Consider the following 26,486-nt stretch of genomic DNA (forward strand, 5'->3'; position numbering starts at 1 on the left):
CGTGAGCGTGAACAACCCTCTGCTGCAGTCCTATGACCTGCCACCGTTCTCCACGATCCGTGCCGAACATGTCCTGCCCGCCATCGAAACGATCCTGGCCGACAACCGCGCCGCCATTGCCGAAATCCTCAAGACTCAGGTCGAGAACCCTACCTGGGCCGGCCTGGTGCTGGCGATGGACGAACTCAATGATCGCCTCGGCGCTGCCTGGAGCCCGGTCAGCCACCTTAATGCCGTGTGCAACAGCGCCGAACTGCGTGAAGCCTACGAGTCGTGCCTGCCAGCCCTGAGCGCCTATTCCACCGAGATGGGCCAGAACCGCGAGCTGTTCCAGGCTTATGAAGCACTGGCCAACAGCCCGCAAGCCGGCGGTTTCGACGTGGCGCAGAAGACTATTCTGGAACACGCCCTGCGTGACTTCCGTCTGTCGGGTATCGACCTGCCGGAAGCCGAACAGAAACGTTATGCCGAAGTGCAGAGCAAACTGTCCGAGCTGGGCAGCCGCTTCTCCAATCAATTGCTCGATGCCACTCAGGCGTGGACCAAGCACGTCACCGACGAAGCCGCACTCGCCGGCCTGACCGATTCGGCCAAGGCGCAAATGGCTGCCGCCGCACAGGCCAAAGGCCTCGACGGCTGGCTGATCACCCTGGAATTCCCGAGCTACTACGCGGTGATGACCTACGCGCAGGATCGTGCGCTGCGTGAAGAAGTCTACGCCGCCTACTGCACCCGCGCCTCGGACCAGGGCCCGAATGCCGGCCAGAACGACAACGGCCCGGTGATGGAAGAAATCCTCGACCTGCGTCAGGAACTGGCCAAACTGCTGGGTTTCGCCAGCTTCTCCGAGCTGAGCCTGGCGACGAAAATGGCCGAGTCCAGCGATCAGGTGCTGAGCTTCCTGCGCGATCTGGCCAAGCGCAGCAAGCCGTTCGCCGCGCAGGATCTGCAACAACTGCGCGCCTACGCCGCCGAACAGGGCTGCGCCGATCTGCAAAGCTGGGACAGTGGTTTCTACGGCGAAAAGCTGCGTGAACAACGCTACAGCGTTGCTCAGGAAACCCTGCGCGCCTACTTCCCGATCGACAAAGTGCTGGGCGGCCTGTTTGCCATCGTTCAACGTCTGTACGGCATCGAGATCGCCGAACAGAAAGGCTTCGACACCTGGCACCCGGACGTGCGCCTGTTCGAAATCAAGGAAAACGGCCAGCACGTCGGCCGCTTCTTCTTCGACCTCTATGCCCGCGCCAACAAGCGTGGCGGTGCGTGGATGGACGGCGCCCGTGACCGCCGCCGCACTGTCGACGGCGTGCTGCAAAGCCCGGTGGCCAATCTGGTGTGCAACTTCACCCCGGCCGACAGCGGCAAGCCTGCGCTGCTGACCCACGATGAAGTGACCACGCTGTTCCACGAATTCGGTCATGGCCTGCATCACCTGCTGACCCGCGTTGATCACGCCGGTGTTTCCGGCATCAACGGCGTGGCGTGGGACGCGGTCGAGCTGCCGAGCCAGTTCATGGAAAACTGGTGCTGGGAGCCGGAAGGCCTCGCGCTGATTTCCGGTCACTACGAAAGCGGCAAGCCGCTGCCGCAGGATCTGCTGGAAAAAATGCTCGCGGCGAAAAACTTCCAGTCCGGCCTGATGATGGTCCGTCAGCTGGAGTTCTCGCTGTTCGACTTCGAACTGCACGCCACCCACGGTGACGGCCGCAGTCCGCTGCAAGTGCTTGAAGGCGTGCGTGACGAGGTGTCGGTAATGCGCCCACCGGCCTACAACCGTTTCCCGAACAGTTTCGCGCACATCTTCGCCGGCGGTTACGCAGCGGGTTACTACAGCTACAAGTGGGCTGAAGTGCTCTCGGCCGATGCCTTCTCGAAGTTCGAAGAAGACGGCGTGCTCAACGCAGAAACCGGTCGCGCCTTCCGCGAAGCGATTCTGGCGCGCGGCGGTTCGCAGGCACCGATGGTGCTGTTCGTCGACTTCCGTGGCCGTGAGCCGTCGATTGACGCACTGTTGCGCCATAGCGGCCTGAGTGAGGACGCGGCAGCATGAATGAGGGGCCTGTGATTACCAAGAAGCGCTTTATCGCCGGGGCAGTCTGCCCGGCGTGCAGCGAGCCGGACAAATTGATGATGTGGAACGAAGACCTCGTCCCGCATCGTGAGTGTGTGGCTTGCGGTTACTCGGATACGCTCAACGAGCAAGGGCTGTCGGTACCGAAAGAGCTGGGCACGCGGGTCAACACCAGCGCGCTGAACAAACCTGCACCGGACAAAACCGTGCAGGCGGTGCAGTTCTTTCCGAATCCGAAGCTGAAGAAAAAGACTGAAGACTGAGTCGCTGTTTAGCCTTCCACGACGCAATGTCGTGGAAGGTCTCGGTTACTTCAGATTGACTGACTGAAACCAGCTCTTCATCGAGCAGGTGGCGAACGCGCTGGTGCTGCAATCACCATTGGCCAGCGCCGTGCGCAGCTTGTCGACATCGGCCTGCATCACGTAACGCACGCTGTCGCGAAAGTGCCCACTCTCACCAAAACCGCCCTGGGTCATCTCGCTCAAGGCATCTTCCTTGCTCCAGCCCTGCACCACCACCCGATACATCGCCGCCATCAGGCCAGTGCGGTCGGAGCCGTGTTTGCAATGCATCAACACCGGACCGTTGGCTTCGGCAGCCTGAATCGCACGCAGCGCCTTGAGCACATCGGCGTCATCGACGTGGTTGGTGCGATACGGCAGTTGCACTTGATTGATGCCAGGCTCGGACAACCAGTTGCTATCGGCCTCCGGCAGGAAGTTGATCACCGTGGCGACTTTGAGATTTTTCAGCAACGGAACTGCACCGCCATCCGGCAACGCACTGCGGTAGAGCGTCGGCGACATCTGAAACAGGTTGTATTGCACTTCGACCGGTTGCGCCCATTCAGTCGGGCGGACGGCCGTTGCCGATGCGGCGTGGGCCGGCATCCAGGGCAGCAGTACTACAAGCGATAAACACAAAGCAGAGAACAAACGCACTCGGGACATGCTGGGTGACCGTGTCGGGATTCATCGATGAGAGGAGCCGCAGCTTCGATGTTCAGCGGTCAAAGCCCCGTGAGCCATTTGTAAAAGAATCGTGAATCAGCGCTGTTTCATTGAGTTCGGCGAAGAAAAACCGGTATTTTTTCCACTGAATCGGTTCACCCGGAAGCTTAGCCTGCTACCATTTGTCACACGATGTTGCAGACGCGTCCCCCTTTTCCGGGTCAGACCGAATCCGTCTCGACGATAAATCCTCAAGCCGTTCGCAGAAGCGGCTACCCCTGATGCCTGATGAGGTGCACCCCATGTCTGATGAAAGTCGAGACAACCCGCGGCGTGAGTTTTTGCGCAAATCCCTGACCCTGATTCCAGTGGTCACCCTGGCCGGTACCGGTCTGGGCAGCAGCGTCCTGCAAGCCGCGCCTGAAGCAGCGCCGGCAGCACCCGCGCCGCAGCCGGTTCGAGCGGATGCTGGCGTTTATCAGCCGAGCTACTTCACCGCCGAAGAATGGGCGTTCATCAATGCCGCCGTCGCGCAATTGATCCCCAACGATGCTCAAGGCCCGGGCGCGCTCGAAGCCGGTGTGCCGGAATACATCGACCGCCAGATGAACACGCCATACGCCGCCGGTGCCCTGTGGTACATGCAAGGCCCGTTCAATGCCGACGCCGCGCCCGAGATGGGCTGGCAGAGCAAACTGGTGCCCAAAGAGATCTATCGCCTCGGCATCGCTGCCACGGATCAGTGGGCAAAATCCCTCAACGGTAAAGTATTTGCTGAGCAAGACAGCGCTACCCGAGACGATTTGCTCAAGCAACTCGAAGCCGGCAAACCGCAGTTCGACGCGGTTCCGGCGAAGATTTTCTTCAATCTGCTGCTGCAAAACACCAAGGAAGGGTTCTTCTGTGACCCGATCCACGGCGGCAACAAAGGCATGGTCGGCTGGACCATGATCGGCTTCCCCGGCGCCCGCGCCGATTTCATGGATTGGGTGGAACGCAACGAGCAATACCCCTTCCCGGCAGTTTCGATTCGCGGCGAGAGGGCGTAAGCATGGCAACGGTAATGAAGAAGGTTGACGCAGTCATCGTCGGTTTCGGCTGGACCGGCGCGATCATGGCCAAGGAACTGACCGAAGCAGGTTTGAACGTGCTGGCGCTGGAGCGCGGGCCGATGCAGGACACCTACCCCGACGGCAACTATCCACAGGTGATCGACGAACTCACCTACAGCGTGCGCAAAAAACTCTTTCAGGACATCTCCAAAGAGACCGTGACCATTCGCCACAGCGTCAACGACATCGCCCTGCCGAACCGCCAGTTGGGCGCGTTTCTGCCGGGTAATGGTGTCGGTGGTGCTGGCCTGCACTGGTCGGGCGTGCATTTTCGGGTCGACCCGATCGAGTTGCGCATGCGCAGCCACTATGAAGAGCGCTACGGCAAAAGCTTCATCCCCAAGGACATGACCATCCAGGACTTCGGCGTCAGCTATGAAGAGCTGGAGCCGTTCTTCGATTACGCCGAAAAAGTTTTCGGCACCTCGGGCCAGGCGTGGACGGTGAAAGGCCAACTGGTCGGTCAGGGCAAGGGCGGCAACCCGTACGCGCCGGATCGCTCCAACCCGTTCCCGCTGCAAGCGCAGAAGAACACCGTATCCGCACAGCTGTTCGGCAAAGCGGCTACAGAAGTCGGGTACAAACCCTACAACCTGCCGTCCGCGAATACGTCGGGGCCGTACACCAACCCTTACGGCGCACAGATGGGCCCGTGCAACTTCTGCGGTTTCTGCAGCGGTTATGTTTGCTACATGTACTCCAAGGCGTCGCCGAACGTGAATATTCTGCCGGCGCTGAAACCGCTGCCGAATTTCGAGTTGCGCGCCAACGCCCACGTGCTGCGGATCAACCTCGACAGCACCAAGAGCAAAGCCACCGGCGTCACCTATGTCGACGGCCAGGGCCGCGAGATCGAGCAACCGGCGGATCTGGTGATCCTCGGTGCCTTCCAGTTGCACAACGTGCGTCTGATGCTGCTCTCGGGGATCGGCAAGCCATACGACCCGAAGACTGGCGAAGGCGTGGTCGGGCGTAACTTCGCCTACCAGAACATGGCGACCATCAAGGCGTTCTTCGACAAGGACACCCACACCAACAACTTCATCGGCGCTGGCGGCAACGGCGTGGCGCTGGACGACTTCAACGCCGACAACTTCGACCACGGCCCGCACGGCTTCGTCGGCGGCTCGCCGATGTGGGTCAACCAGGCAGGCAGCCGGCCGATTGCCGGCACCTCGAACCCGCCGGGCACCCCGGCCTGGGGCAGTGCGTGGAAACGCGCGACCGCCGATTACTACACCCATCAGGTGTCGATGGATGCCCACGGCGCTCATCAGTCCTACCGTGGCAACTACCTCGACCTCGACCCGGTGTACCGCGATGCCTACGGTTTGCCACTGCTGCGGATGACTTTCGACTGGCAGGAAAACGACATCAAGATGAACCGCTTCATGGTCGAAAAAATGGGCAAGGTCGCCGAAGCGATGGGGCCGAAAGCCATTGCGGTGATCGGCAAGCAAGTCGGCGATCACTTCAACACCGCGGCGTATCAGACCACCCACCTCAACGGCGGCGCGATCATGGGCACCGATCCGAAGACCAGCGCGCTGAACCGCTACTTGCAGAGCTGGGACGTGCACAACGTCTTCGTCCCGGGCGCCTCGGCGTTCCCGCAGGGCCTGGGTTACAACCCGACCGGGCTGGTTGCCGCACTGACCTATTGGTCGGCGAAGGCGATCCGCGAGCAATACCTGAAAAACCCCGGCCCGCTGGTTCAGGCTTAAGGAGCGATGACCATGAAGAATTTCGTTATCGCGACCCTGGCGCTGCTCGGCAGCGCCTCAATTCATGCGGCTGACGTTGATCAAGCATTGATCAAACAAGGCGAATACCTCGCCCGTGCCGGTGACTGCGTGGCCTGCCACACCGCCAAGGGCGGCAAGCCGTTCGCCGGTGGCCTGCCGATGGAAACGCCGATCGGCACGATCTACTCGACCAACATCACCCCGGATAAAACCGGCGTCGGTGATTACAGCTTCGAAGACTTCGATCAAGCCGTGCGCCATGGCGTCGCCAAAAACGGCAGCACGTTGTACCCGGCGATGCCGTATCCGTCCTACGCGCGTGTCAGCGAAACCGACATGCAGGCGCTGTATGCGTACTTCATGCACGGCGTTGAACCGGTCGCGCAGGAGAACAAGGCCAGCGACATTCCGTGGCCGTTGAGCATGCGCTGGCCATTGATGGGCTGGCGCTGGATGTTTGCACCGAAGGTCGAGGATTACAAAGCGACGAGTACCGACCCGGTGATCGACCGTGGCGCCTATCTGGTTGAAGGCCTCGGCCACTGCGGCGCCTGCCACACACCGCGCGCCCTGACCATGCAGGAAAAATCCCTCAGTGCCGCAGATGGCAGCAACTTCCTCGCCGGCAGTGCACCGCTGGAAGGCTGGATCGCCAAGAGCCTGCGCGGCGATCACAAGGATGGCCTCGGCGGCTGGAGCGAAGAGCAACTGGTGCAGTTCCTCAAGACCGGTCGCAGCGATCGCAGTGCGGTGTTCGGCGGCATGAGCGATGTGGTCACCCACAGCATGCAATACATGACCGACGCCGACCTGACCGCGATTGCCCGCTACCTCAAGTCGTTGCCGGCCAGTGATCCTGCCGATCAGCCGCATCAGTACGACGAGAAAGCGGCCAGGGCCTTGTGGAACGGTGACGACAGTCAACGCGGCGCGTCGGTGTACATCGACAACTGCGCGGCGTGCCACCGCACCGACGGCCATGGTTACACGCGAGTGTTCCCGGCGCTGGCAGGCAATCCGGTGCTGCAATCGGCAGACCCGACCTCGTTGATTCACATCGTGCTCAAAGGTGGGACTCTGCCAGCGACTCACACCGCACCGTCCACGTTCACCATGCCGGGTTTCGCCTGGCGCCTGTCGGATCAGGAAGTGGCGGATGTGGTGAGTTTTATTCGTGGCAGTTGGGGCAACAAGGGGGCGGCGGTCGGCGCTGACGACGTCAGTCGTTTGCGCACCAGCGAAATGAAAAACACTTCTGCAGATGATCTCGGCCAAGTAACCAACAACAACTAATAAAAAGCCCTGCTCGCATTCATTCGGGCAGGGCTTTTATTTTTACATCGCAACTAATCCAGCATTCAACCCATCTTATGGGTTCATGATGTTTACGTAAGCCTTGGCCAGCGCGAGCAACTTTGCCTTGTCATCTGCATCAATATCCCCATCACCATCGACATCTTTTTCATTACGTACATCAAAGGTTTTACCGGCGTCATAAGAAGAGGCGATGATAATCCGCGAATCCAGCAAGGACTCGGTCGGCACGCCGTTCTCTGCATCCCAACCCGACTCTTTCAACGCAAATTGCATGGACACCAGTACCTCATCCGGATCAACCGGAGTCGGCCCAAGCTTCTGCAGAAAGATGCCACGATGATTGAAGTTAGACATGATTAATTCCTTTTAAATATTGAATAGCAGAATGACAACAAAACCAATACTAACGACTTGGCGTTTTACACTGCCAGTTCAAAGATGTGTCTCCGGGTTGCAGTAACAGCATTGATCAAAGAAGATCCCGCATTTGCAAGGGTACTGTTGAATCATGTAAATCGCCGAACGGCACTAGCTGTTTCTTCGCACCAGCGATACTGTATGCACATACAGCGATCAGGATGCCTGCGATGCACACGCCTTTGCCACCTCGCGGACGCGGCACCGCGACCAACCCGCACAACCGTTTCGCGCCGAATCGTTCGGTGGCCGAAGATGACGGCTGGTATCAGGAAGTGCCCGAGACGCAGAACACCGAGGTGATGATCGAAACCGCGAAAACCATCATTACCCGCAACACCTCGCCGGACCTGCCCTTCGACCGTTCGATCAATCCCTATCGCGGCTGCGAACATGGCTGCATCTATTGCTACGCGCGGCCGAGCCACGCCTATTGGGACATGTCGCCAGGGCTGGATTTCGAAACGAAGCTGATCGCCAAGACCAATGCTGCGCAGGTGCTGGAAGAACAGCTGAGCAAACGCGGCTATCAATGCGCACCGATCAATCTGGGTTCAAATACCGACCCGTATCAGCCGATCGAACGCGAACACAAGATCACCCGGCAAATCCTCGAGGTGCTGCTGCGCTATCGGCATCCAGTGACCATTGTCACCAAAGGTTCGCTGATCCTGCGCGATCTCGACCTGCTTACCGAACTGGCGCAGCAACGGCTGGTGGCGGTGATGATCAGCCTGACCACGCTGGACGACGAACTCAAACGCATCCTCGAACCGCGCGCGGCGGCGCCCAAGGCGCGCTTACGCGCGATTCGGGTGATGCGCGAAGCGGGGATTCCGGTCGGCGTACTGTGTTCGCCGATGATTCCGATGATCAACGACAGCGAAATCGAGAGCCTGCTCACCGAAGCCCACGCCGCCGGCGCACAAAGCGCTGCCTACATGATGCTGCGCCTGCCGCTGGAAGTGGCGCCGCTGTTTGAGGAATGGCTGGCGGCGCACTATCCGCAGCGCGCCGCGCACGTGCTGAGCCTGATCCGCCAGAGCCGTGGCGGCGAGCTCTATGACAGTCGTTTCGGCGCGCGCATGCGCGGCGAAGGGGTGTTTGCCGACCTGCTCGCGCAACGTTTTGCCAAAGCCATCAAGCGTCTGGGTTTGAATCACCGCGAAGGCTACAACCTTGATTGCAGCGCCTTCTGTCCGCCGGGTCGCCAGATGTCGTTGATTTAGCGACAATTGGCCTATGGTTGAGGGGTTGGAGTCCTTCCGCCGAAACCCGCAGTCACGTTTTTTGTGACCTGGAACACACGTTCTAGAGCGTTTGATTCAGTTTGAGTTAAGTTTCGGCGGCTACCTTGTTCATCGAGTGACTGACGGGTCGGGATGACCCGGATAGTTTTAAACAGCCACTGGCTTCATACCGGAATACCGGGGAAGACTCCCTGAATCCGCCTAAGAGGATGAATCATGAGTGACAAGGATAAACAGCCGTTGGCTGCGTCGGCGCAAACCCCTGAAGCGGAATCCGCCGATGCAGCGCTGCGCCAGATCGTAGACGGCTTTTTGCATTTTCATCATGAGATTTTTCCGCAGCAGGAAGAACTCTTCAAGAAACTCGCCACGGCCCAGGCGCCGAAAGCGATGTTCATCACCTGCGCTGATTCGCGCATCGTTCCCGAGCTGATTACGCACAGCTCGCCCGGCGATCTGTTCGTGACCCGTAACGTCGGCAACGTTGTCCCGCCTTACGGGCAGATGAACGGCGGCGTTTCCACCGCAATCGAATACGCGGTACTGGCGCTCGGCGTGCAGCACATCATCATCTGCGGCCACTCCGATTGCGGCGCCATGCGTGCAGTGCTCAACCCGGACAGCCTGGAAAAAATGCCGACGGTCAAAGCCTGGCTGCGCCACGCGGAAGTGGCAAAAACCATGGTGCATGAGAACTGTAACTGCGCCGACGAAAAAGAAAGCATGCCGATCCTCACCGAGGAAAACGTCATCGCCCAACTGCAGCACTTGCGCACCCATCCTTCGGTAGCCTCGCGCATGGCGAACGGTCATCTGTTCATCCATGGTTGGGTCTACGACATCGAAACCAGCGAAATCAAAGCTTACGACGCGGATCAGGGACGTTTCCTGCCGCTCGATGGTAGCCATCCGATTCCGGTGGCGACGCCGAAAGCGCGCTTCTAAATCTTCCTAAAAATCTGTGTGGTTTGACGCCGGCCGCTGTTTCAGCGGTTCGGCGAAGCCATGCCTGAAGAAAACTTCGGGAGAATCGCCATGCGTGCGGCTCAATTGAAAGCGGTGTTGCCACGGGAGTTGCTCGCTTCAGTGGTTGTGTTTCTGGTCGCCCTGCCGCTGTGCATGGGTATTGCGATTGCGTCAGGGTTGCCGCCGGCCAAGGGCCTGATCACCGGGATCATCGGGGGTCTGGTGGTCGGTTGGCTGGCGGGTTCGCCGTTGCAGGTCAGTGGGCCGGCGGCGGGTCTGGCGGTGTTGGTGTTCGAGCTGGTGCGCCAGCACGGCATCGAGATGCTTGGGCCAATTCTGTTACTTGCCGGTTTTCTGCAACTGGTCGCCGGCCGATTGAAACTGGGTTGCTGGTTTCGGGTCACGGCGCCAGCGGTGGTCTACGGGATGCTGGCGGGGATCGGCGTGTTGATCGTGCTGTCGCAGGTGCATGTGATGCTGGATGCGTCGCCTAAACCTTCAGGGCTGGATAACCTCACGGCATTCCCGGCAGCAGTAGCGCAGGCCTTGCCGTCGTTCGGCTGGCAGGCGGGTCTGCTTGGGCTGTCGACGATTGCGGTGATGTGGCTGTGGGAGAAGTTTCGCCCGCATTCGCTGCGCTTCGTTCCCGGTGCATTGCTCGGTGTCGGGCTGGCGACCGGGGCGAGTCTGCTGCTGGCGTTGCAGGTGAAACGCGTCGAGGTGCCGGCGAATCTGGCGGAAGCTATTGATTGGCTGAAGCCTGCGGACTTGCTCAGTCTGGCTGACCCGACGCTGTTGATCGCGGCGTTCGCGGTGGCGTTTATCGCCAGCGCCGAAACCCTGTTGTCCGCCGCTGCGGTGGATCGCATGCACAACGGCGTACGGTCGGACTTCGACCGCGAACTGTCGGCGCAAGGTGTCGGCAACATGCTCTGCGGTCTGGTCGGCGCGCTGCCGATGACCGGGGTGATCGTGCGCAGTTCGGCCAACGTTCAGGCCGGCGCGACCACGCGTTACTCGACGATCTTCCATGGCCTGTGGCTGCTGGCGTTTGTGCTGTTGCTGTCGAGCGTGCTGCAAAGCATTCCGGTGGCGAGCCTGGCGGGCGTGCTGGTCTATACCGGATTCAAACTGGTCGACCTGAAAGCCTTTCGCGGTCTGAGTCGCTATGGGCGGATGCCGATGTTCACCTATGTGGCGACAGCGCTGGCAATCATCTTCACTGACCTGCTGACCGGTGTATTGATCGGTTTCGGTCTGACGATGTTGAAGCTGGCGTTCAAGGCTTCGCGCTTGAAGATCAGCCTGATCGATCTGCCGCAGGACGGTGAGATGGAGCTGCGTCTGGTCGGCGCGGCGACCTTCCTCAAGGTGCCGGCGCTGACCCAGGTGCTGGGCAGTATTGCGGCGGGCACGACGGTGCATGTGCCGCTCAACAATCTGAGCTACATCGACCATTCGTGTCTGGAGTTGCTGGAAGAGTGGGGCCGGGCGAATGCGGCGAAGGGCTCGAAGCTGTTGATCGAGTCGCGTGGGTTGAAGCGCAGGCTTGAGGGACGGATTCGCACAACAACAGGCATCGGTGCAGCCGGCTAAATCTCCCGGTTGAACTCAACCCCTGTAGGAGCTGCCGCAGGCTGCGATCTTTTGATGTTGTTTTTAACAATCAAGATCAAAAGATCGCAGCCTGCGGCAGCTCCTACATTGGATCGTGTGAACTCAGGCGGCAGGCTGGTCGAGTTCCAGGCCCACGCCCAGTCGGCGGCCCATGCACGGCCAGCGTTTCCACGCCGCGCCGGTGTCCGGGCTGCTGAGTTTGTCGCGGTAGGCTTCTACCGACTCCAGCGCAAAACTCTCGTCGTTGAGCATCTCGTCGATCGCGTGATGCACCGCTTCGTCCAGTTGGTTGGCAAATTCCTCACCGATCAATTGGTGAGCAATCAAGTTGGCGACCGTCATGTCCAAGGGGATCAGTGGCTGGCCGAAATGCTTGATGTACAGGTCGTTGACCTCTTCGACAAAACGGTGCGCCAGATAGGCTTCGTCGAGCAGGCTGTCCAGGCCAACGTGCCCGGCCATGATGGCGGGAGGCTGGAGGAAATACTGCTCGGCGATTTTCAGCACCGGTTTGATCTGCGATTCGATTCCCGCTTCCCTGGCGACTTCATTGGCTGCGTCCAGCAGGTCAGGCACTTCATCGATATAGGCGGCGACAAAACGCGTCAGCACGCCTTGGGCGTCGGCTTCCGGCAATTGAATGGCCGGGTGTAAATGAGGCAGCTTGCTTTCCAGCTGACGAGTCAGCAGGCCGGTGTCTTTTTCGTGTTGTTGGGCTTTTTGGATCTGCTCGCGCAATGCGGCGGTGTTCATGAAAACTCCAGGAAACAAGGCAATGAAATAGGGAAGACATAACTTAGCTGGCTTACGAAAAATGCTAAGACGCATTTGTCATAATTATTTCATCCTTGATGCACCTGCGTTATATCGATTTGCCACCACTCGTCTGCATCCTTCTCCATTCGTGCCCTCGAATGCAAGCACCCGCTGTTTCAGATGATTTACGTCGGCACATTGCAATTCTCAGTCGCTGTCTATACTCGCCAGTGAATGGAGTTAGCTGATGACGCCCGACTGCACCCGCAGCAAGGCCCGGCGATTCAAGTTCGTAGTCTGATGCAGCCGCTCCCTTGCCGCAGGCGAAAGCCGGCGGGATAACAAGAACGATAAGGGGAACCCGCAATGATGCGACATCCACACGTCTGGATGGGCCTCCTGTTGTGGTCGATTTTCAGTCCGGCACACGCCGCATGGACTGTGAATATGGCGCCTGGAGCGACTGAAATCAGTCACGCAGTATTCGACCTGCACATGACCATTTTCTGGATATGTGTGGTGATCGGGATCATCGTCTTCGGCGCCATGTTCTGGTCGATGATGGTGCACCGCCGTTCTACCGGGCAGGTCGCCGCAAAATTCCACGAAAGCACCACCGTCGAGATTCTCTGGACCATCGTACCTTTCCTGATTCTGGTGGCGATGGCCGTGCCGGCGACCGCCACCCTGATCAGGATGTACGACACCAGTGAGCCGGATATCGATATCCAGATCACCGGTTATCAGTGGAAGTGGCACTACAAGTACCTGGGCCAGGACGTCGAGTTCTTCAGCAACCTGGCCACCCCCGCCGAGCAGATCCACAACAAGGAAACCAAGGGCGAGCATTACTTGCTCGAAGTCGACAAGCCGTTGGTGCTGCCGACCGGGGCCAAGGTGCGCTTTCTGGTGACCTCCGCCGACGTCATCCACTCTTGGTGGGTGCCGGCCTTCGCGGTCAAGCGCGATGCGATCCCGGGGTTCGTCAACGAGGCGTGGACGCGCATCGACAAGCCCGGCATTTACCGTGGCCAGTGCGCCGAACTGTGCGGCAAGGATCACGGCTTCATGCCGATCGTGGTCGAGGTCAAGGAGAAGGCCGACTACGACAAGTGGCTCGCTGACCGTAAAGCCGAAGCCGCGCAACTCAAAGAGCTGACCAGCAAGGACTGGACGCTCGACGAACTCAAGGAACGCGGCGACAAGATCTATCACACCACCTGCGTGTCCTGTCACCAGGCGGAAGGTCAGGGCCTGCCGCCGATGTTCCCGGCGCTCAAGGGCTCGGAACTGATCATGAAAGGCAGCAAGGCCGATCACCTGCATCGCGTGGTCTTCGGCAAACCGGGCACGGCCATGGCGGCGTTCGGCAAGCAGCTGTCGGAAGTCGATATCGCAGCGGTGGTGACCTACGAACGTAACGCCTGGGGCAACAACAAGGGCGACATGGTCACGCCAAAAGAAGTGCTGGAGATGAAACAGGCGGGGGACAAATGAGCCGGCCTATCGCATCTACCCGCCACGGTTCGCGGCTCACTGCCGCGAGCCACCCCGCCTGTTCACGTAAAGGAGACCGGCCATGAGCGCTGTAATCGATGACCACGGTCATGCCGACCACGCCCACGGTCCCGCCAAAGGCCTGATGCGCTGGGTGCTGACCACCAACCACAAGGACATCGGCACGCTGTACCTGTGGTTTGCGTTCTGCATGTTCCTGCTTGGCGGTACGTTCGCGATGGTGATTCGCGCCGAACTGTTCCAGCCGGGGCTGCAAATCGTCGAGCCGGCGTTCTTCAACCAGATGACCACCATGCACGGTCTGGTGATGGTTTTCGGCGCGGTGATGCCGGCCTTCGTCGGCCTCGCCAACTGGATGATCCCGTTGATGATCGGCGCGCCGGACATGGCCCTGCCCCGGATGAACAACTTCAGCTTCTGGCTGTTGCCGGCGGCATTCCTGATTCTGGTGTCGACCCTGTTCATGCCCGGTGGCGGGCCGAACTTCGGTTGGACGTTCTATGCACCGCTGTCGACGACGTACGCGCCGGAAAGCGTTACCTACTTCATCTTCGCCATCCACTTGATGGGGATCAGTTCGATCATGGGCGCGATCAACGTGATCGCCACCATCCTCAACCTGCGTGCCCCCGGCATGACGCTGATGAAAATGCCGCTGTTCGTCTGGACCTGGCTGATCACCGCATTCCTGCTGATCGCTGTGATGCCGGTGCTGGCCGGCTGCGTGACGATGATGTTGATGGACATCCACTTCGGCACCAGTTTCTTCAGTGCTGCCGGTGGCGGTGACCCGGTGTTGTTCCAGCATGTGTTCTGGTTCTTCGGCCATCCCGAGGTGTACATCATGATCCTGCCGGCCTTCGGCGCCGTCAGCTCGATCATCCCGACCTTCTCGCGCAAGCCGCTGTTCGGCTACACCTCGATGGTCTACGCGACGGCGAGCATCGCCTTCCTGTCGTTCATTGTCTGGGCGCACCACATGTTCGTGGTCGGCATTCCGCTGGTCGGCGAGCTGTTCTTCATGTACGCGACGCTGCTGATCGCGGTGCCGACCGGGGTGAAGGTGTTCAACTGGGCCAGCACCATGTGGCAAGGCTCGCTGACCTTCGAGACGCCGATGCTGTTTGCCGTGGCGTTCGTGATCCTGTTCTCCATCGGCGGCTTCTCCGGGCTGATGCTGGCCATCGCCCCGGCGGACTTCCAGTACCAGGACACCTACTTCGTGGTCGCGCACTTCCATTACGTGCTGGTGCCGGGGGCGATCTTCGGGATCTTCGCCTCAACCTATTACTGGCTGCCGAAATGGACCGGCCACATGTACGACGAAACCCTCGGCAAGCTGCACTTCTGGCTGTCGTTCGTCGGCATGAACCTGACCTTCTTCCCGATGCACTTCGTCGGTCTTGCGGGGATGCCGCGACGGATTCCGGACTACAACCTGCAGTTCGCCGACTTCAACATGGTCTCGTCGATTGGCGCGTTCATGTTTGGTGCGACGCAGATTTTCTTCCTGTTCATCGTCATCAAGACCATTCGCGGCGGCCCGCCAGCACCGGCCAAACCGTGGGATGGCGCGGAAGGTCTGGAGTGGAGCGTGCCGTCCCCGGCGCCGTACCACACCTTCACCACACCGCCGGAAGTGAAATGAACACCCGGCCTTTTGTGAAATTGGTGCAGAGGCACAGATCCCCGGTGGATGCTCACAAATCTTCTTTGGATGCACATAGAGCCCCCGTGGCGAGGGGATTTATCCCCGTTGGGCTGCGCAGCAGCCCCAAAATCTGCAATCGAGATTTATCAGGCAAACCGTGTGCGCTGGATTCAGGGCTGCTGCGCAACCCAACGGGGCGGTGCGACGTTTCGCTAAATCCCCTCGCCACAAACGCGTCACCGGTGGAGGGTGGAAGCCATGGCTGATTCGATTTCGATGAAGAAACTGGTCACCCGCCTCCTAGGGGTGGTGCTGGCGATGTTTGTTTTCGGTTTTGCCCTGGTGCCGATCTACGACGTGATGTGCAAAGCCTTCGGCATCAACGGCAAGACCGCCGGGCAGTACGAGGGTGAGCAAGTGGTCGACACTTCGCGCCAGGTGCGCGTGCAGTTTCTGTCGACCAACAACGTCGACATGCCATGGGATTTCTATCCCAAGCATGACGAACTCACCGCCAACCCCGGCGCAGTCAACGAGATGATCTTCATCGCGCGCAATCCCACCGACAAACCGATGAGTGCGCAAGCCGTGCCGAGCATCGCGCCGAGCAACGCCGCGGCGTATTTCCACAAGACCGAATGCTTTTGCTTTACCCAGCAGGTGCTGCAGCCCGGTCAGCAGATCGAGATGCCGGTGCGCTTCATTGTTGACCGCGACATGCCCAAGGATGTGAAGCACCTGACGCTGTCCTACACGCTGTTCGATATCACTGCCCGACATCCGCCGGTGGCTGTAAACACTGGCGGTTGAGCGTGCCCGATAAGGAGAACAATAAATGGCAACTCATGAGCATTATTACGTTCCGCCGCAAAGCAAATGGCCGATCATTGCGACCTTCGGCATGGCCATCACCGTGTACGGCCTCGCCACTTGGTTCAACGACCTGAAGGCGGCGCGTCCGGAATCCCACGGCCCGTACATCTTTTTCGTCGGTGGCCTGTTGCTGGCGTACATGCTGTTCGGCTGGTTCGGGGCGGTGATCAAAGAAAGCCGCGCGGGACTCTACAGCCCGCAGCTGGACCGCTCGTTTCGCTGGGGCATGAGTTGGTTCATCTTCTCCGAGGTGATGTTCTTCGTCGCCTTCTTCGGCGCGCTGTTTTACGTGCGGCACATCTCCGGCCCGGCGCTCGGTGGCGAAGGGCCGAAAGGCATCGCGCACATGCTCTGGCCGAACTTCCAGTTCACCTGGCCGCTGCTGCACACGCCGGATCCGAAACTGTTCCCGCCGCCGAAAGAAGTCATCAGCCCGTGGGGCTTGCCGCTGATCAACACGATCCTGCTGGTCAGCTCCAGCGTGACCATCACCATCGCCCACCATGCACTGAAGAAAGGCCATCGCGGCGCGCTGAAAATCTGGCTGGCGATCACCGTGTTGCTGGGCTGCTGCTTCCTGGCCTTGCAGGCTGAGGAATACATGCACGCTTATCACGAACTGGGGCTGACCCTCGGTTCGGGCATCTATGGCGCGACGTTCTTCATGCTCACCGGTTTCCACGGCGCCCACGTGACCATCGGCACGATCATTCTGTTTGTGATGCTGATGCGGATCATGAAGGGCCATTTCGACGCCGAACACCAGTTCGGCTTCGAAGCAGCGAGCTGGTATTGGCACTTCGTCGACGTCGTGTGGATCGGCTTGTTCATCTTCGTTTACGTACTCTGAGGATCCGCACTACCAAGGCGCATGCGACACCAATTGGCCGCTGTAAAAGCCCCAGGCGATCAAGCCGACGGTGACAGCGGCCAATGCCACCCGAACACTCAAGGCGATGACCAGGCGATTGGAACTGCTGTCGTCCTTGACCAGGAAAAACAGGCCGCTGAACAGGCTGATCACCGTGGCAATCAGCATCAGGACGATCGCTGTTTTGAGCATGGGAAGAACTCCGGGGGACAGGCGATGCAGTTGAGTATAGCGAGCGCAACGACTGACTTTGTGGCGCAGCCATGAAGCGTTTTCGTCCGGGCGTGATTCCGACCGTGGTGGTGGCGCTGTTGCTGCCGCTGCTGGTGTCTTTGGGCTTCTGGCAACTGAGCCGGGGCGCGGAGAAAACCGCCCTGCTCGCCAGTTACGCCGAACGCCGCGCCGCTGAACCGATGGCCAGCACCGAACTCCTTAATAGCGCCGACCCGGCTTATCGCCGTGTGCATCTGCACGGCCAGTTCGATGCCGCGCACAGTCTGTTGCTGGATAACCGCCAGCGTAACGGCAAGGTCGGCGTCGAGCTGCTGCAACCGTTTCAGGATCAACGCACCGGTCTGTGGCTGCTGGTCAATCGCGGCTGGTTACCGTGGCCGGATCGCCGCGTGCCGCCGCAATTCACCACGCCCACAGAGGCGTTGAATGTCGACGCCTGGGTCTACGTCGCCCCCGGCGCCACTTTCCAACTCCACGCCGATCCGGTCAGCAGCACCTGGCCGCAAACCATCACCGCCGTCGAACCCGCCAAGCTGTGGCAAACCCTCGATCGTGACGGCTTTGCCTACGAATTACGCGCCGAACCCGGCCCGACCAGCTACGAGGCCGATTGGCCGGTGGTTGCCATGGGCCCGGAAAAACACCTCGGTTACGCCGTGCAGTGGTTCGCCATGGCCACGGCCCTGCTCGGCCTCTACGTCTATTTGGGCTTGCACAACGCAAAGGAGAAACACCATGGGAACGGCCATGAATCCACCCAGCATGTCTGAGGCGAAACCTGCCGCCAGCCGTCGGCGCGGACGCATTCAGTTGCTGCTGATCCTGCTTGGCGTGATCGGCCCGATGGTGCTCGCCACCGGCATGTACAAATTGCAGTTCTGGGTGCCGGAAGGTCGCAGCTATCACGGCGAACTGATCGGCAACGGCCAGACCCGCGCCGACCTCGGCGTGCAAGCCGATGAAGAGCGCTGGCAGATGCTGGTCACTGCGCCGAAGGATTGCGCGGTCGATTGCCAGCAACTGGTGTATCTGGCGCGGCAGATCCAGGTCGGTCTGGGCCGCGATGCCGGTCGCGCCAGTCATGCGCTCGCCGTCGCGCAACCGCTCAGCGCTGATTACGCGGACAAGCTGACCCGCGAATATCCGCAACTGCAACGCTATCCGCTGGACGCCAGCGTTTTCAGCAAGGCCACCGGCGACAAAGCCACGCCGCAGCTGTGGATCATCGACCCGCACGGCAATCTCGTGCTGCGTTACGAGCCGAATGTGAAGGGCAAGGATCTGCTCAACGACCTGCGTCACCTGCTGAAACTGTCGAACATCGGATAAGGGCATAGTCATGGCCAAACCTGGATTTCGCCTCGCGCTGTTTGCCACCCTGCTGGCGCTGATTGTGGTGCTGCTCGGCGCTTATACGCGCCTGACACACGCCGGCCTCGGTTGTCCGGACTGGCCGGGCTGCTACGGTTTTATCAGCGTGCCGAAAAGCGAAGCGCAACTGGCCCATGCCGAGCTGCATTACCCCGACTCGCCAGTGGTGGCGCACAAGGGCTGGAACGAGATGATCCATCGCTATTTTGCCGGCACCCTCGGCCTGCTCATTTCGATTCTGGCCGGGCGCGCGTGGGTCAATCGGCGTCATCCGGGGCAGCCGTTGAAACTGCCGCTGTTTCTGCTGGCGGTGGTGTTCGCGCAAGCGGCGTTCGGCATGTGGACGGTGACGCTCAAGCTTTGGCCGCAGGTGGTCACCGGGCATTTACTCGGCGGGTTTGCGACCTTGAGTCTGCTGTTCTTGCTGACCTTGCGATTGTCCGGCGTGCTGCCGGCGCTGACGGTGCCCAAGCGTTTGCAGTATTGGGCGACGGCGGGATTGTTGTTGGTGATTGGCCAGATCGCGCTGGGTGGCTGGGTCAGTTCCAACTACGCAGCGGTGGCGTGTATCGACTTCCCGACCTGCCATGGGCAATGGCTGCCACCGGCGGATTTCGCCAATGGGTTTCATCTGACTCAACACATCGGCCCGAATTATCTCGGCGGGCAACTGGATAGCGACGCGCGCACGGCGATTCACCTGACTCACCGTATCGGCGCGCTGCTGGTGACGTTGGTGTTGCTCGGCCTCGCATGGCAATTGAAAGTGGTCGGCATGACGCGGCTGGCCGGCCTGGTGGTGATCGCCCTCGCCGCACAAATTACCCTCGGCATCAGCAACGTGCTGTTCCATCTGCCGCTGCCGGTGGCGGTGGCGCATAACGCTGGCGGTGCGGTGCTGTTGCTGACGATGGTGCTGGTCAACTATCACGCGCGCACCAGTCTGGTCCGGGTCAAGCAACCAGTGCTTGCGCGCTGGCGCCTGAGCCCGCGCAAACACGCGGCAGCGCCCATCACAATAAAAGGAGAAACGCCGTGGCGATTCTGATTGGCGAACGTCCGCATCAGGCGATCTGGCGTGATTATCTGGAGCTGACCAAACCGAAAGTCGTGGTGCTGATGCTGATCACCTCGCTGGTCGGCATGTTTCTCGCGACCCGCGCCGGCGTGCCGTGGACGGTGCTGGTGTTCGGCAATCTGGGGATTGCGTTGTGCGCTGGTGGTGCGGCGGCGGTCAATCATGTGGTGGATCGGCGCATTGATGCGGTGATGGCGCGCACGCACAAACGGCCGCTGGCCGAGGGCCGGGTTTCACCGGCGGCGGCGCTGACCTTTGCGCTGGTGTTGGCCTTGCTCGGTCAGGCCTTGTTGCTGACTTTCACCAATCCGCTGACGGCATGGCTAACGCTTGCTTCGCTGCTCGGTTACGCGGTGATCTACACCGGTTTCCTCAAACGCGCGACGCCGCAGAACATCGTCATCGGTGGCCTCGCCGGCGCCGCCCCGCCGCTGCTCGGCTGGACCGCCGCCACCGGCCACGTCAGCGCCGAACCGTTGTTGCTGGTGCTGATCATCTTCGCCTGGACGCCGCCGCACTTCTGGGCACTGGCGATACATCGCAAGGAGGAATACGCCAAGGCCAACATCCCGATGCTGCCGGTCACCCACGGCGAGCACTACACCAAAGTGCACATTCTGCTGTACACCTTCGCACTGCTGGCGGTGAGTCTGCTGCCGTACGTGATCCACATGAGCGGCGTGCTCTACCTGATTTGCGCCCTCGGTCTGGGCGCAAGGTTTCTGCAATGGGCCGTGGTGCTGTACCGTGGCACTCGGCCGCACGCGGCGATCAACACCTTCAAGTACTCTATTTATTACTTGTTCCTGCTGTTCATCGCCCTGCTCGTAGACCACTACTTACTGTTGAACCTATGACTCGAACCCAGAAAACCGTCTTCATCCTCGTCGCCGTGATCGCGCTGATCCTCGGCCTGACCGTCAACAAAGTGCTGAGCGGCAAGGGCCAGGGCGACCCGACTGCGCTGATCGACGCCGGCATCATCCTGCTGCCGCAGAGCCGCAACCTGCCGGACGTGACGATGACCGATCAGGACGGCAAACCGGTGGCGATCAATGATCTGAAAGGTAAATGGAGCCTGTTGTTCTTCGGCTACACCTTCTGCCCGGACATCTGCCCGACAACGCTGGCGCAGCTGCGGCAGATCAAGAGTGAATTGCCCAAGGACGCTGTGGACAAGTTGCAGATCGTGCTGGTCAGCGTTGACCCGAACCGCGATAACCCGAAACAGTTGAAGCAGTACCTGGGTTACTTTGATCCGCAGTTCATCGGCCTGACGCCGACTTCGATCGAAGAACTGCAGAAGGTGGCGAACGCGGTGAGTATTCCGTTTATTCCGGCGGATACCAGTAAGCCGAATTACACCGTCGACCATAGCGGCAATCTCGCGGTGATCGGGCCGGATGGCACGCAGCGGGGGTTTATCCGTGCGCCGTTGAATAATGCCAAATTGGTTGCGCAGTTGCCGGTGATGCTTAATCGCAAGTGACGGGTCAAAAGCCAAGAGCCCCTCACCCTAACCCTCTCCCGGAGGAAGAGGGGACTGACCGAGGTGTTTTTTCGAGTTGCGCCGACCTGCAATTGTGAGTCGAACTCAGGCTCGAAAAGCTTGAAGATCGGCCCCCTCTCCCTCGGGAGAGGGCTGGGGTGAGGGGAAGCTTCACAGCAGGTTCAAAGCCAAACACCAGACATAACAAAGGGGACGCTCGCGGCGTCCCCTTTTCGTTGCAACAATCTAAATCAGAACGCCGGCAATACCGCGCCTTTGTACTTCTCGGTGATGAATTTCTTCACCTCCGGGCTGTGCAGGGCCGCAGCCAGTTTCTGCATCGCGTCGCTGTCCTTGTTGTCCGGGCGGGACACGAGGATGTTCACGTACGGCGAGTCGTTGCCTTCAATTACCAGCGCGTCCTTGGACGGATCGAGCTTGGCTTCCAGCGCGTAGTTGGTGTTGATCAGCGCCAGATCGACCTGGGTCAGCACGCGCGGGATGGTCGCGGCTTCCAGTTCACGGATCTTCAGGTCTTTCGGGTTCTGCGCGATGTCTTTGACGGTCGACAGGATGTTGGTCGGATCCTTCAGGGTGATCACGCCAGCCTTGGCCAGCAGCAACAGCGCACGGCCGCCGTTGGTAGCGTCGTTCGGAATCACCACATTGGCGCCGCTTGGCAGATCATTGATGTTCTTCAGTTTGCTCGAGTAAGCGCCCAGCGGCTCCAGGTGCACACCGGTCACGGCGACAAGGTTGGTGCCCTTGGCCTTGTTGAACTCATCGAGGTACGGCTGGTGCTGGAAGAAGTTGGCGTCCAGGCGCTTTTCGGCGACCTGTACGTTCGGCTGAACGTAGTCGGTGAAGACCTTGACCTTCAGATCCACGCCTTCTTTGGCCAGTGCCGGCTTCACGAACTCGAGGATTTCTGCGTGCGGCACTGGAGTGGCGGCAACGGTGAGGGTTTCGGCGTGGGCCGAGAATGCTGCAACGGCAGCAATAGCAGCGATCAGTTTTTTCATTCAGCTAACTCCTTTTGAGGCGCCCGTCTGGCGCCTGCCAGCGAATGGCCGGCTCATGTCTTCTTACAAAACCGGTTTATTTGCGCGAGAAATGCACGACCAAACGGTCGCCCACCATCTGCAACACTTGCACCAGAATCAACAGCAACACCACGGTGACGATCATCACGTCGGTCTGGAAACGCTGGTAGCCGAAGCGGATGGCCAGGTCACCCAGACCACCGGCGCCGACCACACCGGCCATTGCCGTGTAGGACACCAGGGTAATCGCGGTCACCGTAATCGCTGCGAAGATGCCCGGGCGAGCCTCTGGCAGCAAGGCGTTGACGATGATCTGCCGCGTGGTAGCACCCATCGACTGGGTCGCTTCAATGATGCCGCGATCAACTTCACGCAGCGCGGTTTCCACCAGACGCGCGAAGAACGGCGTCGCGCCGACCACCAACGGCGGAATCGCACCGGCCACGCCCAGCGACGTGCCGGTGATCAGCACGGTGAACGGGATCATCACGATCAACAGAATAATGAACGGCAGCGAACGCAGGATGTTCACCGCCAACGACATGAACGCGTAGAGGCCACGGTTTTCCAGCAACTGACGCGGGCTGCAGAGGAACAGCAACACGCCCAGCGGCAGGCCGAGCAACACGGTGAACAGCAGCGAACCGCCGAGCATCAGCATCGTGTCGCCGGTGGCCAGCCAGATTTCGTACCAGTCGATATTGGTGAAGAAACTGATCAGGTCTTCCATTAGCGCAATACCTCCATGTGAACGTCAGCGGCGGTGAAGCGGGCGAAGGCCGCTTCCATGTCGCCACCGGTGACGGCGAGGGTCAATTGCCCGTACGGAATGTCTTTGATGCGGTCGATGCGACCGGCGAGGATGCTGTAGTCGACGCCGGTTTCGCGGGCGACGGTACCGAGCAACGGCGCGTAGGTCGCTTCGCCCTGGAAGGTCAGACGCACGATGCGGCCCGGCACGTGAGCGAAGTCATCACGCTGCTCGCTCTCGTCGACCTGCTCGCTTTCCTGGACGAAACGCTTGGTGGTCGGGTGCTTCGGATGCAGGAACACATCGGCCACCGAACCTTGCTCGACAATCACGCCAGCGTCCATCACCGCCACTTGATCACAGACGCGACGGATCACATCCATCTCGTGGGTGATGAGGACGATGGTCAGCTTCAGTTCGCGGTTGATCTCGGCCAGCAGTTGCAGGACCGACGCGGTGGTCTGCGGGTCGAGGGCACTGGTGGCCTCGTCGCAGAGCAGAATCTTCGGCTTGGTCGCCAGGGCGCGGGCAATGCCGACGCGCTGCTTCTGGCCACCAGACAACTGCGCCGGATACTTCTTGGCGTGGTCGGACAGACCAACCCGCGCCAGCAACTCGGCTACACGCTTGTCGATGTCGCTGCTCGACAATTCGCCCGCCAGGGTCAGCGGCAACGCCACGTTGTCGGCCACGGTCTTGGAGGCGAGCAGGTTGAAATGCTGGAAGATCATCCCGACTTGCTGGCGGAAACGGCGCAGGCCGTTGGCGTCCAGCGCGGTGACTTCTTCGCCGTCGACGATGATCTTGCCGCCGCTGGAGTTTTCCAGGCGATTGATCAGGCGCAGCAGGGTACTTTTGCCCGCGCCGGAATGGCCTATCAGGCCGAACACCTGCCCGTTCTCGATAGAGAGACTGGTCGGGTGCAGCGCGGGAATATCCTTACCGGCGACGCGGTAAGTCTTGTGGACGTTTTGAAACTCGATCACGTAGCGAACCTTGTGGGGCGCGTTAGAAAAGGATCAGCGGTTAGCCGGGCGCGCATTTTAGCCTGTCCGTATAGAGGTTCTTAGCATTTATTTCTCAATTAACCTTCGATTTGGCAATAACAAGATCAAAGGTCATAAAAAAGGAACGTCCAAAGCAGCCCATCAGTCACTAAGTAAGCGACTTGAAAACCCTGGGTGCCGTGCCCGGGAACCACTCAAGAGTCCCCGGCAAGCATCGGGGTCAACCGAGGAGTTTACGACTGATGAGCAAGAAGCCTACGTCCGACAAAAGCCAAATGGCCGGAACCGATGCCCCGGATCGAGCCAACACCAACGCCAAACTCGACAGCCTGGAGAAGTTCCGCTCCGACGCCACTGGCCAAGCCCTGCGCACCAATCAGGGCGTCAAGATTGCTGACAACCAGAACACCCTGAAGGCCGGCCCGCGCGGGCCGTCGCTGCTTGAAGACTTCATCATGCGAGAAAAGATCACGCATTTTGACCATGAGCGGATTCCGGAGCGCATCGTCCACGCACGCGGCACTGGCGCGCATGGTTTCTTTCAGGCCTACGAGAACCATTCGACGCTGACCAAGGCCGGTTTCCTACAGGATCCGGGAAAAAAGACCCCGGTGTTCGTGCGCTTTTCCACGGTGCAGGGCCCGCGTGGTTCTGGCGATACCGTGCGCGACGTGCGTGGTTTCGCGGTGAAGTTCTTCACCGATGAAGGCAACTTCGACCTGGTCGGCAACAACATGCCGGTGTTTTTCATTCAGGACGCGATCAAGTTTCCCGATTTCGTCCACGCGGTAAAACCCGAGCCGCACAATGAAATTCCTACCGGCGGCTCGGCCCACGATACGTTCTGGGACTTTGTGTCCCTGGTGCCGGAGTCGGCGCACATGGTCATCTGGGCGATGTCCGACCGGGCGATCCCGAAAAGCCTGCGCAGCATGCAAGGCTTCGGCGTGCACACCTTCAGGTTAATCAACGCCGAAGGCAAATCACGCTTCGTCAAATTCCACTGGCGCCCTACCGCCGGTACTTGCTCGCTGGTGTGGGACGAGGCGCAGAAGCTCGCCGGTAAAGACACCGACTACCACCGTCGCGACCTCTGGGAAGCGATCGAGATGGGCGATTACCCGGAATGGGAACTCGGCGTACAGATCATCGAGGAGGAAAACGAGCACGACTTCGATTTCGACATCCTCGACCCGACCAAGTTGATCCCCGAAGAAATCGTGCCGATCACGCCGCTGGGCAAAATGACGTTGAACCGCAACCCGGACAACTTCTTTGCCGAGACCGAGCAGGTCGCGTTCTGCCCCGGCCACATCGTGCCGGGCATCGACTTCTCCAATGACCCGCTGCTGCAAGGTCGGCTGTTTTCCTACACCGATACGCAAATCAGCCGACTTGGCGGGCCGAATTTTCATGAGCTGCCGATCAACCGTCCGGTGGCGCCATTCCATAATGGCCAGCGCGATGCGCAGCACCGCACGGTGATCGACAAGGGTCGCGCTTCTTATGAGCCGAACTCGATTGATGGCGGCTGGCCAAAAGAAACGCCGCCGGCCGCGCAGGACGGTGGGTTCGAGAGTTATCCAGAGCGCATCGACGCCAACAAGATTCGCCAGCGCAGCGAGTCGTTCAGCGATCACTTCTCTCAGGCGACATTGTTCTTCAAGAGCATGAGCAAGCATGAGCAGGAACACATCATCTCTGCTTACAGCTTCGAGCTGGGCAAGGTTGAGCGCGAGCACATTCGGGCGCGTGAGGTGAATGAGATTCTGGCCAACATCGATCTGGAACTGGCCAAGCGTGTGGCGGCTAATCTGGGTCTGCCGGCGCCGAGCAAAGGTACGGTGGATGTGCGCAAAGTATCTTTCGATCATTCGCCAGCATTGAGCCAGGCAAATCTTTTGCCGGAGAACATCAAGACGCGAAAAGTGGCGATTCTTGCCGCTAACGGCGTCGATGGTGCGGCGATTGATGCGATGAAGAAAGCATTGGCGGCTGAGGGGGCACATGCAAAGTTGCTGGGGCCGACTTCGGCGCCGGTGAAAACTGCGGACGGCAAAATGTTGCCTGTCGATGCATCGATGGAAGGCATGCCGTCGGTGATTTTCGATGCGGTGTTTGTGCCGGGTGGCGCGGCGTCGGTCAAGGCGTTGAGCGGCGACGGCGTGGCGTTGCATTACCTGCTGGAGGCGTACAAGCATTTGAAGGCGATTGCGTTGCAGGGCGAGGCGAAGCAGTTGCAAGACCTGCTGAAACTGGAAGCGGATGCTGGATTGCTGCAGGGCAAGGACGTGGCAGCGTTGACCAAACCGTTCTTTGCGGCGATCGGGCAGCACCGGGTTTGGGATCGCGAGCCTAAGGCGAAAGCCATTCCGGCTTAAAAAGCAAAAGAT

At 59.9% G+C, this 26,486-nt stretch carries 25 protein-coding genes; 18 read left to right on the top strand and 7 right to left on the bottom strand.

Going from position 1 to position 26,486, the window contains the following annotated elements:
- Position 1: 1 nt before the first annotated feature.
- Together prlC and ACIPZE_RS25445 are read left to right on the top strand one after the other, a co-directional pair.
- Positions 2-2,053, top strand: a complete 2,052-nt coding sequence (gene prlC, locus ACIPZE_RS25440) for an oligopeptidase A (protein WP_400776079.1) — start codon at positions 2-4, stop codon at positions 2,051-2,053.
- Positions 2,050-2,337, top strand: coding sequence for a YheV family putative zinc ribbon protein (locus tag ACIPZE_RS25445; RefSeq protein ID WP_400776082.1), 288 nt, complete (start codon positions 2,050-2,052; stop codon positions 2,335-2,337). Before prlC ends, ACIPZE_RS25445 begins: the two co-directional genes overlap by 4 nt.
- A gap of 45 nt (positions 2,338-2,382) precedes the next feature.
- Here ACIPZE_RS25445 and ACIPZE_RS25450 read toward each other — a convergent pair whose 3' ends face one another.
- A complete protein-coding gene (locus tag ACIPZE_RS25450; protein WP_400776085.1) occupies positions 2,383-3,027 on the bottom strand; it encodes a dual specificity protein phosphatase family protein in 645 nt (214 codons plus the stop codon).
- A 302-nt stretch (positions 3,028-3,329) separates the two neighbouring features.
- Between ACIPZE_RS25450 and ACIPZE_RS25455 the strand changes: the two genes are divergently transcribed.
- Genes ACIPZE_RS25455 through ACIPZE_RS25465 form a run of 3 tightly spaced genes read left to right on the top strand, consistent with a single transcriptional unit; the run spans position 3,330 to position 7,177 of the window.
- On the top strand, positions 3,330-4,076 hold the full coding sequence (locus ACIPZE_RS25455) for a gluconate 2-dehydrogenase subunit 3 family protein (RefSeq protein WP_400776087.1): 747 nt from the start codon (positions 3,330-3,332) through the stop codon (positions 4,074-4,076).
- Positions 4,077-4,078: 2 nt separating this feature from the next.
- Positions 4,079-5,863: a GMC family oxidoreductase gene (locus ACIPZE_RS25460; protein ID WP_400776089.1), complete on the top strand. Its 1,785-nt coding sequence runs from the start codon at positions 4,079-4,081 to the stop codon at positions 5,861-5,863.
- Between the two features lie 12 nt (positions 5,864-5,875).
- Positions 5,876-7,177, top strand: a complete 1,302-nt coding sequence (locus ACIPZE_RS25465) for a c-type cytochrome (protein ID WP_400776092.1) — start codon at positions 5,876-5,878, stop codon at positions 7,175-7,177.
- A 75-nt stretch (positions 7,178-7,252) separates the two neighbouring features.
- Here ACIPZE_RS25465 and ACIPZE_RS25470 read toward each other — a convergent pair whose 3' ends face one another.
- On the bottom strand, positions 7,253-7,555 hold the full coding sequence (locus ACIPZE_RS25470; RefSeq protein WP_283438180.1) for a hypothetical protein: 303 nt from the start codon (positions 7,553-7,555) through the stop codon (positions 7,253-7,255).
- Between the two features lie 233 nt (positions 7,556-7,788).
- Here ACIPZE_RS25470 and ACIPZE_RS25475 point away from each other — a divergent pair, with 233 nt between their 5' ends.
- From ACIPZE_RS25475 to ACIPZE_RS25485, 3 genes are all read left to right on the top strand, one after another.
- On the top strand, positions 7,789-8,847 hold the full coding sequence (locus ACIPZE_RS25475) for a PA0069 family radical SAM protein (protein ID WP_129387151.1): 1,059 nt from the start codon (positions 7,789-7,791) through the stop codon (positions 8,845-8,847).
- Between the two features lie 237 nt (positions 8,848-9,084).
- On the top strand, positions 9,085-9,813 hold the full coding sequence (locus ACIPZE_RS25480) for a carbonic anhydrase (RefSeq protein ID WP_129387148.1): 729 nt from the start codon (positions 9,085-9,087) through the stop codon (positions 9,811-9,813).
- A 90-nt stretch (positions 9,814-9,903) separates the two neighbouring features.
- Positions 9,904-11,430 (top strand): SulP family inorganic anion transporter, encoded by a 1,527-nt coding sequence (locus tag ACIPZE_RS25485; protein WP_283438182.1) that lies wholly within the window; start codon positions 9,904-9,906, stop codon positions 11,428-11,430.
- A 123-nt stretch (positions 11,431-11,553) separates the two neighbouring features.
- Here ACIPZE_RS25485 and ACIPZE_RS25490 read toward each other — a convergent pair whose 3' ends face one another.
- Positions 11,554-12,204, bottom strand: coding sequence for a hypothetical protein (locus ACIPZE_RS25490; RefSeq protein WP_250605512.1), 651 nt, complete (start codon positions 12,202-12,204; stop codon positions 11,554-11,556).
- Positions 12,205-12,573: 369 nt separating this feature from the next.
- Here ACIPZE_RS25490 and coxB point away from each other — a divergent pair, with 369 nt between their 5' ends.
- From coxB to ACIPZE_RS25510, 4 genes are all read left to right on the top strand, one after another.
- Positions 12,574-13,704 carry a cytochrome c oxidase subunit II gene (gene coxB, locus ACIPZE_RS25495; RefSeq protein ID WP_283438183.1) on the top strand — a complete coding sequence of 377 codons (1,131 nt, stop codon included), beginning with the start codon at positions 12,574-12,576 and terminating at the stop codon, positions 13,702-13,704.
- An 82-nt stretch (positions 13,705-13,786) separates the two neighbouring features.
- Positions 13,787-15,373, top strand: coding sequence for a cytochrome c oxidase subunit I (ctaD, locus tag ACIPZE_RS25500; protein ID WP_129387135.1), 1,587 nt, complete (start codon positions 13,787-13,789; stop codon positions 15,371-15,373).
- Between the two features lie 261 nt (positions 15,374-15,634).
- Entirely contained in the window at positions 15,635-16,186 is a 552-nt protein-coding gene (locus ACIPZE_RS25505; RefSeq protein WP_064116612.1) for a cytochrome c oxidase assembly protein, read from the top strand.
- A 25-nt stretch (positions 16,187-16,211) separates the two neighbouring features.
- Complete coding sequence (locus ACIPZE_RS25510) at positions 16,212-17,099, top strand: cytochrome c oxidase subunit 3 (RefSeq protein WP_129387129.1); 888 nt, start codon at positions 16,212-16,214, stop codon at positions 17,097-17,099.
- Positions 17,100-17,108: 9 nt separating this feature from the next.
- On the opposite strand, the gene ACIPZE_RS25515 is transcribed toward ACIPZE_RS25510, so the two are convergent.
- On the bottom strand, positions 17,109-17,312 hold the full coding sequence (locus ACIPZE_RS25515) for a twin transmembrane helix small protein (protein ID WP_127925322.1): 204 nt from the start codon (positions 17,310-17,312) through the stop codon (positions 17,109-17,111).
- Positions 17,313-17,383: 71 nt separating this feature from the next.
- On the opposite strand from ACIPZE_RS25515, the gene ACIPZE_RS25520 reads away from it, so the two are divergent.
- From ACIPZE_RS25520 to ACIPZE_RS25540, 5 genes are read left to right on the top strand one after another with little or no spacing between them, the layout of a single operon-like run.
- Positions 17,384-18,124, top strand: coding sequence for an SURF1 family protein (locus ACIPZE_RS25520; protein ID WP_283438184.1), 741 nt, complete (start codon positions 17,384-17,386; stop codon positions 18,122-18,124).
- Complete coding sequence (locus tag ACIPZE_RS25525; protein ID WP_283438185.1) at positions 18,090-18,683, top strand: hypothetical protein; 594 nt, start codon at positions 18,090-18,092, stop codon at positions 18,681-18,683. Before ACIPZE_RS25520 ends, ACIPZE_RS25525 begins: the two co-directional genes overlap by 35 nt.
- A gap of 10 nt (positions 18,684-18,693) precedes the next feature.
- Positions 18,694-19,773 carry a heme A synthase gene (locus ACIPZE_RS25530; protein ID WP_283438186.1) on the top strand — a complete coding sequence of 360 codons (1,080 nt, stop codon included), beginning with the start codon at positions 18,694-18,696 and terminating at the stop codon, positions 19,771-19,773.
- A complete protein-coding gene (cyoE, locus tag ACIPZE_RS25535; protein ID WP_400776101.1) occupies positions 19,761-20,660 on the top strand; it encodes a heme o synthase in 900 nt (299 codons plus the stop codon). The genes ACIPZE_RS25530 and cyoE overlap by 13 nt, the downstream gene beginning before the upstream one ends.
- Positions 20,657-21,292, top strand: a complete 636-nt coding sequence (locus ACIPZE_RS25540; protein WP_400776104.1) for an SCO family protein — start codon at positions 20,657-20,659, stop codon at positions 21,290-21,292. Before cyoE ends, ACIPZE_RS25540 begins: the two co-directional genes overlap by 4 nt.
- Before the next feature lie 251 nt (positions 21,293-21,543).
- Here the strand turns inward: ACIPZE_RS25540 and ACIPZE_RS25545 are convergent, their stop codons facing one another.
- From ACIPZE_RS25545 to ACIPZE_RS25555, 3 genes are all read right to left on the bottom strand, one after another.
- Positions 21,544-22,314, bottom strand: a complete 771-nt coding sequence (locus ACIPZE_RS25545; protein WP_129387111.1) for a MetQ/NlpA family ABC transporter substrate-binding protein — start codon at positions 22,312-22,314, stop codon at positions 21,544-21,546.
- A gap of 76 nt (positions 22,315-22,390) precedes the next feature.
- Positions 22,391-23,065, bottom strand: a complete 675-nt coding sequence (locus ACIPZE_RS25550; protein ID WP_129387108.1) for a methionine ABC transporter permease — start codon at positions 23,063-23,065, stop codon at positions 22,391-22,393.
- Positions 23,065-24,072 carry a methionine ABC transporter ATP-binding protein gene (locus ACIPZE_RS25555; protein WP_129387105.1) on the bottom strand — a complete coding sequence of 336 codons (1,008 nt, stop codon included), beginning with the start codon at positions 24,070-24,072 and terminating at the stop codon, positions 23,065-23,067. Before ACIPZE_RS25555 ends, ACIPZE_RS25550 begins: the two co-directional genes overlap by 1 nt.
- 260 nt (positions 24,073-24,332) lie before the next feature.
- On the opposite strand from ACIPZE_RS25555, the gene katE reads away from it, so the two are divergent.
- The gene (gene katE, locus ACIPZE_RS25560) at positions 24,333-26,474 is read left to right on the top strand and encodes a catalase HPII (protein ID WP_400776116.1); all 2,142 of its coding nucleotides are present in this window, start codon (positions 24,333-24,335) and stop codon (positions 26,472-26,474) included.
- Positions 26,475-26,486 lie beyond the last annotated feature (12 nt).

Source organism: Pseudomonas sp. NPDC089741 (assembly GCF_044748825.1).
GTDB classification, from domain to species: domain Bacteria; phylum Pseudomonadota; class Gammaproteobacteria; order Pseudomonadales; family Pseudomonadaceae; genus Aquipseudomonas; species Aquipseudomonas helmanticensis.

What these genes read in the sequence shown, in the direction of transcription:
- ACIPZE_RS25530 (WP_283438186.1), top strand. Translation starts at nt 18,694, where the DNA reads ATGGCCAAACCTGGATTTCGCCTCGCGCTGTTTGCCACCCTGCTGGCG.
- ACIPZE_RS25480 (WP_129387148.1), top strand. Translation starts at nt 9,085, where the DNA reads ATGAGTGACAAGGATAAACAGCCGTTGGCTGCGTCGGCGCAAACCCCT.
- ACIPZE_RS25525 (WP_283438185.1), top strand. Translation starts at nt 18,090, where the DNA reads ATGGGAACGGCCATGAATCCACCCAGCATGTCTGAGGCGAAACCTGCC.
- ACIPZE_RS25465 (WP_400776092.1), top strand. Translation starts at nt 5,876, where the DNA reads ATGAAGAATTTCGTTATCGCGACCCTGGCGCTGCTCGGCAGCGCCTCA.
- ACIPZE_RS25540 (WP_400776104.1), top strand. Translation starts at nt 20,657, where the DNA reads ATGACTCGAACCCAGAAAACCGTCTTCATCCTCGTCGCCGTGATCGCG.
- ACIPZE_RS25550 (WP_129387108.1), bottom strand. Translation starts at nt 23,065, where the DNA reads ATGGAAGACCTGATCAGTTTCTTCACCAATATCGACTGGTACGAAATC.
- ACIPZE_RS25455 (WP_400776087.1), top strand. Translation starts at nt 3,330, where the DNA reads ATGTCTGATGAAAGTCGAGACAACCCGCGGCGTGAGTTTTTGCGCAAA.
- ACIPZE_RS25450 (WP_400776085.1), bottom strand. Translation starts at nt 3,027, where the DNA reads ATGTCCCGAGTGCGTTTGTTCTCTGCTTTGTGTTTATCGCTTGTAGTA.
- ACIPZE_RS25510 (WP_129387129.1), top strand. Translation starts at nt 16,212, where the DNA reads ATGGCAACTCATGAGCATTATTACGTTCCGCCGCAAAGCAAATGGCCG.
- coxB (WP_283438183.1), top strand. Translation starts at nt 12,574, where the DNA reads ATGATGCGACATCCACACGTCTGGATGGGCCTCCTGTTGTGGTCGATT.
- ACIPZE_RS25505 (WP_064116612.1), top strand. Translation starts at nt 15,635, where the DNA reads ATGGCTGATTCGATTTCGATGAAGAAACTGGTCACCCGCCTCCTAGGG.
- ACIPZE_RS25515 (WP_127925322.1), bottom strand. Translation starts at nt 17,312, where the DNA reads ATGCTCAAAACAGCGATCGTCCTGATGCTGATTGCCACGGTGATCAGC.
- ACIPZE_RS25485 (WP_283438182.1), top strand. Translation starts at nt 9,904, where the DNA reads ATGCGTGCGGCTCAATTGAAAGCGGTGTTGCCACGGGAGTTGCTCGCT.
- ACIPZE_RS25460 (WP_400776089.1), top strand. Translation starts at nt 4,079, where the DNA reads ATGGCAACGGTAATGAAGAAGGTTGACGCAGTCATCGTCGGTTTCGGC.
- ACIPZE_RS25470 (WP_283438180.1), bottom strand. Translation starts at nt 7,555, where the DNA reads ATGTCTAACTTCAATCATCGTGGCATCTTTCTGCAGAAGCTTGGGCCG.
- ACIPZE_RS25520 (WP_283438184.1), top strand. Translation starts at nt 17,384, where the DNA reads ATGAAGCGTTTTCGTCCGGGCGTGATTCCGACCGTGGTGGTGGCGCTG.
- ACIPZE_RS25445 (WP_400776082.1), top strand. Translation starts at nt 2,050, where the DNA reads ATGAATGAGGGGCCTGTGATTACCAAGAAGCGCTTTATCGCCGGGGCA.
- ACIPZE_RS25545 (WP_129387111.1), bottom strand. Translation starts at nt 22,314, where the DNA reads ATGAAAAAACTGATCGCTGCTATTGCTGCCGTTGCAGCATTCTCGGCC.
- ctaD (WP_129387135.1), top strand. Translation starts at nt 13,787, where the DNA reads ATGAGCGCTGTAATCGATGACCACGGTCATGCCGACCACGCCCACGGT.
- ACIPZE_RS25475 (WP_129387151.1), top strand. Translation starts at nt 7,789, where the DNA reads ATGCACACGCCTTTGCCACCTCGCGGACGCGGCACCGCGACCAACCCG.
- ACIPZE_RS25490 (WP_250605512.1), bottom strand. Translation starts at nt 12,204, where the DNA reads ATGAACACCGCCGCATTGCGCGAGCAGATCCAAAAAGCCCAACAACAC.